The 13,372-nt window shown below is 40.6% G+C and carries 11 protein-coding genes and 1 pseudogene; 8 read left to right on the top strand and 4 right to left on the bottom strand.

Annotated features, from left to right (window positions below; translation table 11 throughout):
• Positions 1–96 precede the first annotated feature (96 nt).
• The 5 genes and pseudogenes from GVY04_04140 to GVY04_04120 all read left to right on the top strand — a co-directional run bounded on the left by GVY04_04140 (position 97) and on the right by GVY04_04120 (position 3,524).
• A pseudogene (locus GVY04_04140) lies at positions 97–516 on the top strand (AcrB/AcrD/AcrF family protein).
• A 165-nt stretch (positions 517–681) separates the two neighbouring features.
• The gene (locus tag GVY04_04135) at positions 682–1,389 is read left to right on the top strand and encodes a response regulator (protein NBD15343.1); all 708 of its coding nucleotides are present in this window, start codon (positions 682–684) and stop codon (positions 1,387–1,389) included.
• The gene (locus tag GVY04_04130; protein NBD15342.1) at positions 1,376–1,648 is read left to right on the top strand and encodes a toxin; all 273 of its coding nucleotides are present in this window, start codon (positions 1,376–1,378) and stop codon (positions 1,646–1,648) included. The genes GVY04_04135 and GVY04_04130 overlap by 14 nt, the downstream gene beginning before the upstream one ends.
• Before the next feature lie 7 nt (positions 1,649–1,655).
• Positions 1,656–1,928 (top strand): antitoxin, encoded by a 273-nt coding sequence (locus tag GVY04_04125; protein ID NBD15341.1) that lies wholly within the window; start codon positions 1,656–1,658, stop codon positions 1,926–1,928.
• A 258-nt stretch (positions 1,929–2,186) separates the two neighbouring features.
• Positions 2,187–3,524, top strand: a complete 1,338-nt coding sequence (locus tag GVY04_04120; protein ID NBD15340.1) for a two-component sensor histidine kinase — start codon at positions 2,187–2,189, stop codon at positions 3,522–3,524.
• A 341-nt stretch (positions 3,525–3,865) separates the two neighbouring features.
• Here GVY04_04120 and GVY04_04115 read toward each other — a convergent pair whose 3' ends face one another.
• Positions 3,866–4,198, bottom strand: a complete 333-nt coding sequence (locus GVY04_04115) for a hypothetical protein (GenBank protein ID NBD15339.1) — start codon at positions 4,196–4,198, stop codon at positions 3,866–3,868.
• A 312-nt stretch (positions 4,199–4,510) separates the two neighbouring features.
• On the opposite strand from GVY04_04115, the gene GVY04_04110 reads away from it, so the two are divergent.
• Entirely contained in the window at positions 4,511–6,550 is a 2,040-nt protein-coding gene (locus GVY04_04110; protein ID NBD15338.1) for an NAD(P)H-quinone oxidoreductase subunit 5, read from the top strand.
• A gap of 152 nt (positions 6,551–6,702) precedes the next feature.
• Complete coding sequence (locus GVY04_04105; protein NBD15337.1) at positions 6,703–8,286, top strand: NADH-quinone oxidoreductase subunit M; 1,584 nt, start codon at positions 6,703–6,705, stop codon at positions 8,284–8,286.
• 575 nt (positions 8,287–8,861) lie between these two features.
• Here GVY04_04105 and GVY04_04100 read toward each other — a convergent pair.
• Entirely contained in the window at positions 8,862–9,491 is a 630-nt protein-coding gene (locus GVY04_04100) for a TenA family protein (GenBank protein NBD15336.1), read from the bottom strand.
• Between the two features lie 114 nt (positions 9,492–9,605).
• Here GVY04_04100 and grxC point away from each other — a divergent pair, with 114 nt between their 5' ends.
• A complete protein-coding gene (gene grxC / locus GVY04_04095; protein ID NBD15335.1) occupies positions 9,606–9,866 on the top strand; it encodes a glutaredoxin 3 in 261 nt (86 codons plus the stop codon).
• Positions 9,867–9,883: 17 nt separating this feature from the next.
• On the opposite strand, the gene GVY04_04090 is transcribed toward grxC, so the two are convergent.
• Both GVY04_04090 and GVY04_04085 read right to left on the bottom strand, forming a co-directional pair.
• Positions 9,884–11,116 carry a response regulator gene (locus tag GVY04_04090; protein ID NBD15334.1) on the bottom strand — a complete coding sequence of 411 codons (1,233 nt, stop codon included), beginning with the start codon at positions 11,114–11,116 and terminating at the stop codon, positions 9,884–9,886.
• A 138-nt stretch (positions 11,117–11,254) separates the two neighbouring features.
• The gene (locus tag GVY04_04085) at positions 11,255–13,150 is read right to left on the bottom strand and encodes a PAS domain S-box protein (protein ID NBD15333.1); all 1,896 of its coding nucleotides are present in this window, start codon (positions 13,148–13,150) and stop codon (positions 11,255–11,257) included.
• Positions 13,151–13,372 lie beyond the last annotated feature (222 nt).

Here is a 13,372-nt window from a genome sequence, read left to right as displayed (position 1 = left end):
TTCTTCCGCCTTGGGGAACGAGTGCTCTTGGCTCATCATCATGGCTTCAGCTTAACCCTTTTTTGACTCCTGTCAACCCTTATCCCTGAATCCTTACAACAAACTTTATCCACTGTTTCGATTTTAGGCATTATTATCCTCTCAGGAATTGCCGTTTCTTCCGCAATCTTGTTACTAGAACTAATTTTAACAAAACGTCAAGAAGGTATTCCCAGAAGTAAAGCGATTCGAGAAGCGGGACCCGTACGTTTAAAAGCGATTTTCATGACGACTTTAACCACAATGATTGTGGTATTTAGACTTGCCTTTTACCCCGAAACAGGAATGGATGCTTATTCTCCCATTGCTACGGTTATTTTAGGCGGATTAACGGTATCAACGTTATTAACTTTAATTGTTATTCCTGTCGTTTATACCTTTGTTGATGACATTAGTAACTTCGTAAAAAATAAGATCCAACCATCAACAGCTACTAATCCCATTTTGGAACAATCAAGTTACAGTAATAAACTCTGAATTAAATGTAGGGTAGGCATTGCCCACCATAAACATCTACTTTTTAAGTTGGTATAACCTTGAAACAGATCAAGTCACTAATAATGGACAATCAGCTATAAAGTACGGTAGCCAAGGCAAACCCTACAAGTTTTTATCATTGATCGAAAGAAAATGGCATAATTTATGCGAATCTTATTAGTTGAAGATGAACCCGATTTAGGGCGTGCAATTAAAAGAACCCTCAACCAACACAATTATATAGTCGATTGGGTTTTAAATGGTGAGGAAGCATGGGATTATTTAGAAGACACTTTTTTAGAGTATGATTTGGCAATCTTTGACTGGTTATTGCCAGGGTTATCGGGACTGGAATTACTTCAACGTTTAAGACATCAAAATAATCCTTTACCTGTTCTCATGTTGACCGCAAAGGATACCATGGAAGATAAGGTAATGGGGTTAGATGCTGGGGCGGATGACTATTTAGTGAAACCGTTTGGTATGGCGGAATTATTAGCGCGACTCAGAGCTTTACAAAGAAGATCCCCTCAACTGCAACCGCAAACGCTAAAAGTCGGCAATCTTGAGTTAGATTATGGCACAAATACGGTGAAATGCACAGAGACATCTGGTGAAACAAAAGTTATTCCTCTCACCAGTAAGGAATTTCAATTATTAGAGTATTTTATGCGACATCCTAACCAAATCTTAAATCGAGAACAACTTTTAGAGCGATTATGGGAATTAGGTTCACAACCCATGAGTAATGTCGTCGCAGCACAAATGCGATTGTTACGGAAGAAATTATCGGAATATGGTTGTGAACATTTAATTGAAACCATTTATGGATTAGGCTATCGTTTAGCAATCAATGAAAATGAAACCCTTTAATTGGAATAGGGAGAAAAACCAACAACTGCAACAAAAAAGAGGAATTACCTTTGATAATATTATTCAAGCGATTGAACAAGGAAATCTCCTCGATGTTATTAAACACTATAACTCTGACAAATATCCCAGTCAAAAGATTTTTATTGTTAAAATAGATAATTATGTTTATCTAGTTCCCTTTGTCGAAAATGATTTAGAGATATTTCTCAAAACCATTATTCCTAGTCGAAAAATGACCAAAATATACTTAGGAGGTTAATCACATCATGAATTCTCTCAATCCTGAAGAAAAAGAACTGTTAGAAAGTGTTGAAAAAAAAGAATGGGAAAGTGTTGAAAATCTCTCTCAAGAAATGAAGCGTTATCAAACTTATGCTAGTCATCAAATCAATCAGCAAAAAATAGAAGTGACTTTATCTGTAGAAGATAGTCAAAAATTTCAAGAACTCTCTGAACAACTTGGTCAATCTATTCCTAATTTAAGTCAAGAAATTTTACATAAATACCTACAAGGTGAATTGATTGAAAGAGAACGATAGAGATAGGGGAATTAAAGAGAGTATAAAATGCAGAAATTGACAACTGATTTAAGATTCCTAACAGAATATAAAATTTAAAATCCATGAAACCAACCACTATTTATTTAGCAGAACGTTATCAAATTAGAAAAATTTTAACTTTAGATAGAAGACATTTTAATTTAATTCAATCAGACTATTTTAAATATTTGGAGTTATTTCCATGATTTTTAAATTCTTTGAAAGGATGAAATCAAGAGAAATTAGACGACAATGTAAATGTATAACAACAAATTATTTACAGAAACCAGATGGCGATTAGCGAGGTGGTATGCCGGAGTTTTAAGTTTAATTTTAGGAGTATCGGCATTAGGCGTTTATGAAGCGATCGCGCACGCCCATCGCATTAGTATTAATCAAGAATTAGAAACCGTTGCCGGGACAATTCATGACAGTTTAGAACCGATTTTAGAACAACCTGGACAATTAAATAAACGGGTTAAGAATCTAATCCCAACTTTGTGTGTAGAAACAACCAGTTGTACTCACAATAACCCTCAATTAGCGGGGGCACTGCAACAAGATCATTACTATTTACAGTTCTATGGTTTATCTGGGGAGTTAGTCGCCCTAGCAGGCATACAACCAGAAGGTTTATCAATCAATTATAATCAACAACAATGGAAAAATCTAAGGGATATTAATGGCATTCGTTATCGGCAAATTTATCTAGAATTACATACCCAAAATAATCAACCGTGGGGCTATCTTCAAATCGGAAGAAACCTAGAGGCTTTTGATAATTATGTTGCAAATGTCAAATGGATTATTGTATTAGGATTGCCGATTCTCATTGTTTTCGTCATGTTTGCGAGTTGGTGGTTGGCGGGAAAAGCAATGGCACCGATTTACCAATCCTACCAACAAATTCAACAATTTACGGCTGATGCAGCCCATGAATTAAGAACGCCTTTAGCTGCGACTCGCGCAACGATTGAATCTTCTTTAATGTTACCAACTTTAACCGAAAAAGACAGCCGAGAAACGTTCCACACCCTTAAACGACAGAACCAACGTCTTTCCGCTTTGGTTGCCGATTTATTAATGCTTTGTCGGATGGAACGACAATTAACAAACGATGATCAGTTATTAGAAAAAACAGTTATTCTCAATGATTTAATTACTGATATTGCTGAGGAATTTTCTGCTTTTGCCTATAGAGAAGAGATTAACTTAATTGCTCAAATGCAAGTTACTCAACCTTTAAAAGTAAGGGGAGAGGAAGAAAAATTGTATCGTTTAGTCACGAATTTAGTCATTAATTCCATTCAACATACCTTAAAAGGAGGAAAAGTCACTTTAGTTTTAAGGCAAGAACATAATAAGGCTTTGATTGAGGTGATCGATACAGGGATTGGCATTCCAAAAGAGGAACAAACCCTCATTTTTGATCGCTTTTATCGCGTCAATAAAGCCCGTTCAAGGGATAGAGGGGTTTCGGGTTTAGGGCTAGCCATTGCGAGCGCGATCGCGCTGGCGCATCAAGGTAAGATCAAAGTCAAAAGTGAATTAGGAAAAGGTAGTATTTTTACAGTTTGCTTACCGATTATTATCTGATTAATAAATAAAAAAATTCACCAATCTTCTAATTTGAATCATTTCTAACTAAGCAAATGAAGAAACGTTGCTTAAAAACCGCTGGGTCATGATGATGTTGATGATTGTGGTGTCCTTGATGACTTTAAGAAGAATGTTGCGAACGCTGATGAGAAGGGTTCATGAGTTGAACGGGTCATGCTTTGTTCTCATCCTAAACTCTACAGTTAACAGGAGAGTCTAATTCAATCAATAAAAACAATCGTTAATTCAAAAATGTAAAACTCAAGTTAATAAAAAAGCCAATTTAATGATTGCTGCCAAGACAAACCAGTTAATCATCGCTTGGTAAGGCAATGCGATTAAACATTTTTCTGTGTTTCAGAGTGATCTGGCGATTGAGGTTGTAGCCGTTTAAAAAACATCATGGTTAGAGAACCAACTTCGTGAATTTCAAAAAATTCCCATCCCTCTTTCCCTAAGCGGTTTAAAGCATCTTGTAATTGACGCGCCGGATGGTTAGAGGCTCCTTGTCCGCTATAAATATCTGGAAATTCTTGCTTGAGAAACTCGGGGCTAAACGTTCCTTTTGTTGCTGAACTCGCTGCTTCAGCATTGGGAGTTTCTGTATTTTTAATATTAAGATGAACGACTTTATATTCCCAAATGGGTTCGTTTTGTTCTGGCTTTTCCATGATTTTGCTCCTAATCGTAGCTTCTCCTCACTGTGACAAATTAATTGCCGCCTTTGCCACTCATCAGTGATCGCACTGATCAATGGCAAAATAGCAGTGATCTAATCATTAATTAAACGTTTCTTAACAAATTATGATGGCATTTTAGCTAAAAATCCTTCATGGCGAGAGCAAAATCGCGACAATGTGCTCAACTGAATATGTCACAATTGTTAACGGTATTTCCACTCAGTCTTCCCCAAGACGGTGGAAACTCTCCTCTGTTATCGATTAACTAGGGTGTAATCACTACTATCAGTAGGCTTAAATTATATGGAACAACTGTATCAATATGCTTGGCTAATTCCGGTTCTGCCTTTGGTCGGCGCGATGATTGTTGGCACTGGGCTGATTTCCTTTAACCAAGTCACCAGTCGTCTGCGTCAACCCGCAGCTATTTTTATTGTCTCTCTGACTGGGGCAACCATGGTTTTATCTTTCGCGTTGCTCTGGAGTCAAATTAATGGTCATGAAACGTTTCTGCGCACCTTTGAATGGGCAGCAGCGGGAGATTTTAAATTAACCATGGGTTATACCATTGACCCTCTCAGCACGGTGATGTTGAGCGTCGTAACCACTGTTGCTTTTTTGGTCATGGTCTATACCGATGGCTATATGGCTCATGATGCAGGTTATGTGCGCTTTTATGCTTATTTGAGCTTATTTGCCTCTTCCATGTTGGGCTTAGTGGTTAGTCCCAACTTAGTGCAAATTTATATTTTCTGGGAATTGGTGGGGATGGCATCTTACCTACTGATTGGCTTTTGGTATGACCGCAAAGCGGCTGCTGATGCTTGTCAGAAAGCTTTTGTCGTTAACCGTGTCGGTGACTTTGGTTTTCTCCTCGGAATGCTCGGACTCTATTGGGCAACCGGTACTTTTGAATTTACCGAGATGGGATTACAATTGGAAACCCTTGTTGAGTCTGGTATTATCGGCGCCAGTTTGGCGGCTTTATTTGGGATCTTAGTTTTCCTCGGTCCGGTAGCGAAATCAGCGCAATTTCCTCTTCATGTCTGGCTTCCCGATGCTATGGAAGGTCCAACGCCGATTTCGGCACTGATTCATGCGGCGACAATGGTTGCAGCCGGTGTTTTCCTAATTGCGCGGATGTATCCAGTGTTTGAAGCCATTCCTTCTGTCATGAGTATCATTGCTTGGACGGGGGCATTTACAGCGTTTTTGGGCGCAACGATCGCGCTGACGCAAAATGATATTAAAAAAGGATTAGCCTACTCCACCATTTCCCAATTGGGATATATGGTAATGGCAATGGGAGTTGGCGGTTACACGGCGGGTCTCTTCCACCTGATGACCCATGCTTTCTTCAAAGCCATGTTGTTTTTATGTTCCGGTTCGGTCATTCATGGCATGGAAGAAGTGGTGGGTCATAATCCCGATCTGGCTCAAGATATGCGCTTGATGGGAGGCTTACGGAAATATATGCCCATTACCTCTTTAACGTTTCTGGTGGGAACGTTAGCCATTTGTGGAATTCCTCCCTTTGCCGGCTTCTGGTCTAAAGACGAGATTTTAAGTCAAGCCTTTAGTGCCAATCCAGCTTTATGGTTTATTGGTTGGCTAACCGCTGGCTTAACGGCCTTTTATATGTTCCGGATGTATTTCATGACTTTTGAAGGTCAATTTCGTGGGAATGACGAGTCGATTTTGGCTTCTCTTAGACCCGCGTTTGGTCCGGGTGCTATGGATACCCGAGAACTGGAATCCGACCCTGGAGCCGATGAACATCATCACAGTGAAACCCCTCATGAATCGCCGTTAAGCATGACCTTACCTTTAATCATTCTGGCAATTCCCTCTCTTGCTATTGGTTGGATTGGTAAGCCCTGGGAAAACTTCTTTGAGGAGTTTGTTTATGCCCCTGGGGAAACTCTAGAAGAAGTGAAAGCGGTGATGGCTGAGTTTGAATGGTCAGAATTTTTGATTATGGCTGGAAACTCGGTGGGAATTGCTTTAATTGGCATTACCGTGGCGTCTTTAATGTATGCCAGTCATAAAATCGATCCGAGCGCGATCGCGCAAAAATTCCCTTCCCTCTACCGCTTCTCTCTCAATAAGTGGTACTTTGACGAACTCTATTACAGCCTCTTTGTACAGGGGAGTCGTCGCCTAGCCCGACAAGTGCTGGAAGTAGACTATCGGGTGGTTGATGGTGCTGTTAATCTCACCGGCTTAGTCGCCATTATTAGTGGTGAGGGCTTGAAATACTTTGAAAACGGTCGCGCCCAATTTTACGCTTTGATTGTTTTTGGTGCCGTTCTCGGGTTTGTCATTGCCTTTAGTGTGATTTAACCTTCTGTCAAAGCGGATCCTGAAAAATCGGCAATTGGGGATAGGAGAGGGAGAAAAGATGAGTACATCGTATCTGGTCTCCCCGATCCCTTGTCATTCGCTCACCTATCACCTTAAACATGAGAATTACACTTGATTTCATTTGAAAAACTATGACAAATTTTCCTTGGTTAACCACTGTTATCCTTTTTCCTTTAATTGCTTCGTTTTTTATTCCCTTAATCCCAGATAAAGATGGGAAACAAGTGCGTTGGTATGCCCTTGTAATCGGTTTAATTAACTTTGCCTTGATCGTAGCCGCGTTTTATCTTGACTATGACTTCTCGAACCCAGAACTACAACTCGTCGAAAGTTATAGCTGGATTCCTGAACTGGACTTGAATTGGTCAGTAGGGGCAGATGGTCTTTCGATGCCTCTGATTCTACTCACTGGCTTTATTACCACTTTGGCAATTTTAGCGGCTTGGCCAGTCACGCTCAAACCGAAACTCTTTTATTTCCTGATGCTGGCAATGTATGGCGGACAAATTGCTGTCTTTGCCGTCCAGGATATGCTGTTATTCTTCCTCGTGTGGGAATTGGAGTTAATTCCGGTTTACCTATTGCTTTCGATTTGGGGTGGAAAAAAACGCCTCTATGCCGCAACGAAATTTATCCTTTATACCGCAGGCGGCTCGCTCTTTATTCTGGTTGCAGGCTTAACCATGGCTTTCTATGGTGATACTGTCACGTTTGATATGCGGGCGTTAGTCAGCAAAGATATTGCGCTAAACTTTCAGCTCTGGCTCTATGCCGCTTTTCTAATTGCTTATGCGGTAAAGCTACCCATTTTTCCCCTTCATACTTGGCTTCCAGATGCCCATGGTGAAGCTACCGCTCCTGTCCACATGTTACTGGCAGGAATTCTTCTGAAAATGGGCGGTTATGCCTTAATTCGGATGAATGCGGGGATGTTACCCGATGCCCATGCCTACTTTGCCCCAGCGCTAGTTATTTTAGGGGTGGTGAATATTATTTATGCAGCACTGACTTCTTTTGCCCAACGCAACCTGAAACGAAAAATTGCCTATTCCTCGATTTCGCACATGGGCTTTGTTCTCATTGGCATTGGCTCTTTTACCAATTTAGGTTTAAGTGGGGCTGTCTTGCAGATGGTGTCTCACGGCTTAATTGGGGCAAGTCTCTTCTTCTTAGTGGGAGCAACCTATGACCGGACTCATACCCTAATGCTTGATGAAATGGGCGGTGTGGGACAAAAAATGCAGAAGATTTTTGCTATGTTTACCACCTGTTCTCTCGCCTCTCTTGCTTTACCAGGAATGAGCGGTTTTGTGGCGGAAGTGATGGTGTTTATTGGCTTCTCAACCAGTGATGCTTACAATACAACATTTAAGGTGATTGTTGTCTTTTTAGCGGCAGTTGGAGTCATTTTAACGCCAATTTATCTGCTCTCAATGCTACGAGAAATTTTCTACGGGAAAGAGAACCAAGAACTGGTGTCTCATGAAGTCTTAGTGGATGCTGAACCACGAGAAGTGTTTATTATCGCTTGTTTGTTGATTCCCATTATTGGCGTTGGACTCTATCCGAAAATTTTGACGCAGGTTTATGATTCAACAATGGTTGCCTATACAGATCGATTACGGAATTCAGTACCAACTTTAGTCAAATCATCTGATGTAGCAAAACTTAATTCTTCAGTGCTTTCTTTCACAGCGCCAAACTTAGAAAAGTAAGAAGGATTTCTGAATTCTTCAAAAATGTGATTGATAAAGGGTGAGAAATTTCTCACCCTTTTTATTTTTAATGTGTAATTTATAACAATCAATATTTTGTTTTATATCACATTAAAATTGTAATCTCAACAAAGAAATGTAGTTAATATTACAATTACAAGGGAAGCTGAAAATCTTGTTTTTCTGGGTAATGAATGCTTAAATCCTTTCTCCTAACGCTGATTGATCTCTAACAAAGAGGAAGAGAATGGGTAGTTATTAAAAGCAATTTTTTACAGTGTAAACAAGAAACTTTATGTGATCTAAATAACAGCTTACTTTATCTTTAATACCTAGAATTGTATTGTCAGCCACTAAAAAAAGGTGAATTTTGTCATGCGTTGCCAAACATTGACTCTGACTTTACTTCTAACAATCATCTTTATTTCAGCAGGGGATTTTTTCTTACCCCAACCTTTAGCTGCGACAAGCTATCGTGCCCGAAGTGAAATAAATCAGTTTTTTGTCAGCTTATTGCCCACGCCCGATCTTGATCAAATACAACAGAATCGTTTAAGGGAATGGGAAGAGATGAACTAAGGGAATTGCAAGTTCCAAGCAGCGGCAAAAAACTCGTTTTCACACTGCAAAGCATAACGGTAGGTGCTGTTACCTTTTTCCTCTCTAATCAGATACCGGTCAACTAAGCTTTCCAAGGTAGCGACCAGTTGACCGAACTCAGCATCATTGTAAGTTTTAATCCAATCGCTATATTGGTGAGTCTCAGCTTGATTTTGAGCGAGTTGGGTACCAAGAAAATAATACAGCCGCAGACAAGGCGTCATGGCACAAGCGGTTAGACCGACTTCACTTCCCCAAGCTGTTGCTAGGAGAAAATCAGTATAGCGGCGGGTAGCAACAGAAGGCGTCACTGCCTTGATCTCGATGCCCCATTGCTGGGCGTAGCTTTGATGAAGATTTAGCTCTGCGAGGACTCCTCCTGCCAATTGATGAAAGGTATTAAATCCTTCCCAATCTAAGGCTTTAGCCGCAGCAATACTGTAAGCGCGAGCAAATGATTCTAAGAAAAAGGCATCTTGTGCCACATAAAAAGCAAAGCATCGCTGATCGAGGCTGCCATCAGCAATTCCTTGGACAAAGGGATGGTTGAGACTGGCTTCAACTAAATCTTGGTTTTGCTGCCATAGTTTTTGGCTGAATGTCATTGTTTCTTAATCTTACAGTTGCTAAAGTCGATTTTAACAACTGATTGAATGATTAATCGCTTAACAAGTTAAGATCAAAAGCGACACAAACTTCTAACATTTACAAATTGGTCTATGTCAGCAAACGTCGAGATTTATACTTGGAGTTCCTGTCCGTTTTGTCTACGAGCGAAAGCACTACTTACTCAAAAAAATATTCCTTTTACTGAATACACCATTGATGGGGATGAAGCAGCCCGTGAGCAAATGGCAGAACGTGCCAACGGAAAGCGCAGTCTTCCTCAAATTTTTATTGATGATAACTCCATTGGCGGTTGTGATGAGCTGTATGCCCTGGAAGAAGAAGGTCAATTAGATCCAATGGTTAGTTCTTAAAAGGAATCGTCAGAGGGTTAGAGATGATGTAGGGTTTCTTGGATTATTTTTGCTAATTCTTGTAATTTAATGGGCTTTCTAAAAGCGTGAGCCACTTCTATCTCCCAGTTTTTCTCATCGGATAAGGTCTGAGGCGCGATCGCGATCATCGGAGTGCTTGTCAATTCCCCTTGCTCACGAATCGTCTGTATCATCTCTAACCCATATTGATCAGGCCCTTCCCAAGTGACGATCACTAAATCGGGACAAGAGGAGCGAGCGCGTGCCACCGCCTTTTCTTGATTATGGGCTGAGAGCAAGTGATATCCTCTGGCTTCGAGGTAGTTACTCACTGTCATTAAATTGCCTGCATGTTCATCAACCACTAAAATGACAGGGGCTTTTCCTCCGTTGTGCCAAGACTTGAGTTGAATTTCAAAAGCACTACTAGCAATTACACAAGGGAGATCAAAGACAAAACAACTGCCGATGCCTTCTTGACTGGTTACGGTAACTTCTCCACCATGCAATTTCACAATTTGTTTCACCAGAGACAGTCCAATTCCTGTGCCTTGATATTTCCGGTTTAAAGCACTATCAATTTGCACAAATGGTTCAAAAATTTTCTGTAAGTTCTCTGCAGCAATCCCAATTCCGGTATCATAAACGGCAAAGCTAAGCCAATGCTCTCCTTTCGAGCTCGGAAACCTTACTTCCAGGATAATTTTGCCCCCTTTAGGAGTAAATTTAATCGCATTACTCAGCAAATTAATTAGGACTTGGCGCAGCAATCGCTCTTCTACTGAAATTTTGAGCAGTGGCAAGGGAAGCTTGGTTTCTAATTGCAGTTGCTTATTCTGAACTTCAGGTTGAACAATTGTCGTTGCAGATTGACAGAGTTCAAAAACTGAGGTGGGAGTATAGTGCAATTCTTTTGTCCCGGATTCAATTTTGGAAAGTTCTAGCAGATCGTTGACCATTTCCAGCAAATGAGAACCGCTTCGCTGAATCACTTGTATGGTTTTGTGTTGTCGAGAATTCATACCTCCTAATGCTTCTTGTTCTAAGGCTTGCGTCATCCCTAAGATAGCGTTTAGGGGGGTCCGTAGCTCATGATTAATCGTTGCCAAAAATTCATCTTTGAGACGATTGGCTTGCACCAGTTCGGCATTTTTTTGTTCTAACTCAATTTGTGTGTTTTTGAGTTCTGTAATATCGAAATTAACCCCAATCATACTTTGGGCATTACCCTGACGATCGAAGCGAATCAAGCCATAAGTTTTAAGAAAGTGAATGCTACCATCGGGATGAATAATCCGAAATTCGGTATCAAAAGCTGTTTGTTGAGCAATTGCTTGATGGAAGCGTTGGTAAACGCGATCGCGATCATCACGATGGAGGCGAGAATGTCAAATCGCCCGAATTTCATCCGATGTAAGGGGATAGGTAACCGCAAAAATATTGCACATCCGCTGATCCCAAAAAATTGTCTTTTGGGCAATGTCCCATTCCCAATAACCGATTTGACCCGCTGCTAAGGATAGTTCCAAACGTTCTGATAATTCCCAAAGCTGACGCTCAGACCGTTTTTGTTCCGTAATATCTTGAAATGTGACGACGGCATATTCAATTTCCCCTACTTGATTATAAATGGGTGTTCCCCTGGTTTCTAAAGAAATGACGTGCTTCCCCTGATCGCGCCAATGAATTTCCACATCATTATTACTTGCGAATTCTCCGTTCAGCGCTCGCACCAGAGCTAATTTTTCATAGGGATAAAGTTGATTCGTACCAGCAAGATAAATTTGATAAACCTCTGAGATATCTGACAACTTTTTGAGAGAAACAGCCCTTTTCCCCAGAAGCTCCACAGCGCGTTGATTGGTATAGCAAGGATTCCCTTGGGCATCAATAATGCCAATTCCTACTGGAATCGCTTCTAAAAATTGCTGGAGCCGTTGATTAGTGGCTTTGATTTCTTCTAGAGTCCTGCACAGATGATCGTAGCTATGCTGAATTTCTTGACTCATTCGGTTGTAGGATTTGGCAAGGGCATTGAATTCTTTGATTTTGCTATTTTCTGGAATTGGGTGTTGCCAGTTTCCTTCGGCAATGGAGCGACTGGCATCGCTCAAATTTTCCAGGGCTTTGATCAACCAATAGGTAATCGTCAGGGTGAAACTTGTCACGGTAAAAATCGTTAAACCGCCAATCATAAGAGTATATTTGCGATTGCTCTCAATGCTTGTCATTAACTGTGATTGCGGCAGAATCGTAACAATAACCCAATCCAACCCATACTGATTCTGGTATGGCATGACGTGCAGATATTGATCCTCTCCATTAACTCGCAATAATGCTTCTTGAGCCGTCATAATCTCTGCTAAAGGACCAAACTTGGCTTCTAATGCCTCAGCACTCACTAGGAGATGGACATTTTCCCAACCGGGAAGCCACTGCTGAGCGATGGGTTGGAGTGGGTCAGGAACAGAGGTAACAGAAGCAGATATACTCCCTTCTGAACTGGCAATTAATGACCCATCCCGCTGCAAAATTAAAACTTGTCCGGTATCACCAATTGCTTGTTGCACTAACAACCCATTCAATTTTTCCAAACTTAGACTAACAGCAAAAACGCCTTCTAGATCCCCTGAAAATGGACTGTAAAATGGAGTATACGCATCAATCGTCAGGGCTTTGCTGGTTCCCAAGAAAAAAGGCTCACTCCAGCCTGATTGTCCAGTGGTCACGGCACGACGATACCAAGCGCGATCGCGCACATCAATTTGCTCGATGGTCTGTAAATGTTGCCCGAGCCTTCTATCTTTTGTTACGGCATAAAGGTCTAATTTTCTGGGATTATTTTCCTGAGATCGTCCGGCTTGGAACTGCCCATCTGTTGGCTCAACTACAGTGATTCCCTTATCTATCGAACGCTGACTGGTTAAAAAATCGCCTTCAGGATTGCCAAACATAACGTTGGTAATCTCTGGAAAGTCTTGATGGGCCTCGATAAGATAACGATGGATTTGATCTAAATTATCAAAGTTGGCTAATCTTGATTTGACCAGTGGCAGATGCACCTGACTAATATCATAAGCGTTGTCTAAATAATGATTGGTTGTTTGCGTAACACGATCACTGGTTTTATGTAAGAGCTGATGGGCTAATTCTTCAACCGCTTTTTTCCCACTATAGTAAGATAAATATCCGATTACCCCCACCACCCCCAAGATCTGGATGAGAAAAGGAACCAATAGTAACCAGCGCAGCGAAATGGCAGGAAATAAGGAACGGAATTTCATTGGTTGAGACAGTAAGACCTAATTTTTTATGGATTTGATCAGTTTTTTTAGCGGGAGGAAGTTCTTAAAATCTTTAATAGCAATTTTAAATATTTAGTAATTAATATCATTTTTACTTAAAAATTTAAATCACAATTTTGAGAATAATTGAAACTGATTCAGGGCGCTCAGTCGGTTGCATTACTTGTCATTCATCTCTAGTCAACTTAAACTTTCTATTCC

This window comes from Cyanobacteria bacterium GSL.Bin1 (assembly GCA_009909085.1).
Classification (GTDB): Bacteria; Cyanobacteriota; Cyanobacteriia; order Cyanobacteriales; family Rubidibacteraceae; genus Halothece.
Note: the sequence above shows the minus strand (reverse complement) of the source record. Positions and strands in the feature narration are given on the sequence as shown.

What these genes read in the sequence shown, in the direction of transcription:
- GVY04_04100 (NBD15336.1), bottom strand. Translation starts at nt 9,491, where the DNA reads ATGACATTCAGCCAAAAACTATGGCAGCAAAACCAAGATTTAGTTGAA.
- grxC (NBD15335.1), top strand. Translation starts at nt 9,606, where the DNA reads ATGTCAGCAAACGTCGAGATTTATACTTGGAGTTCCTGTCCGTTTTGT.
- GVY04_04130 (NBD15342.1), top strand. Translation starts at nt 1,376, where the DNA reads ATGAAACCCTTTAATTGGAATAGGGAGAAAAACCAACAACTGCAACAA.
- GVY04_04105 (NBD15337.1), top strand. Translation starts at nt 6,703, where the DNA reads ATGACAAATTTTCCTTGGTTAACCACTGTTATCCTTTTTCCTTTAATT.
- GVY04_04110 (NBD15338.1), top strand. Translation starts at nt 4,511, where the DNA reads ATGGAACAACTGTATCAATATGCTTGGCTAATTCCGGTTCTGCCTTTG.
- GVY04_04135 (NBD15343.1), top strand. Translation starts at nt 682, where the DNA reads ATGCGAATCTTATTAGTTGAAGATGAACCCGATTTAGGGCGTGCAATT.
- GVY04_04125 (NBD15341.1), top strand. Translation starts at nt 1,656, where the DNA reads ATGAATTCTCTCAATCCTGAAGAAAAAGAACTGTTAGAAAGTGTTGAA.
- GVY04_04120 (NBD15340.1), top strand. Translation starts at nt 2,187, where the DNA reads ATGTATAACAACAAATTATTTACAGAAACCAGATGGCGATTAGCGAGG.
- GVY04_04115 (NBD15339.1), bottom strand. Translation starts at nt 4,198, where the DNA reads ATGGAAAAGCCAGAACAAAACGAACCCATTTGGGAATATAAAGTCGTT.
- GVY04_04085 (NBD15333.1), bottom strand. Translation starts at nt 13,150, where the DNA reads ATGAAATTCCGTTCCTTATTTCCTGCCATTTCGCTGCGCTGGTTACTA.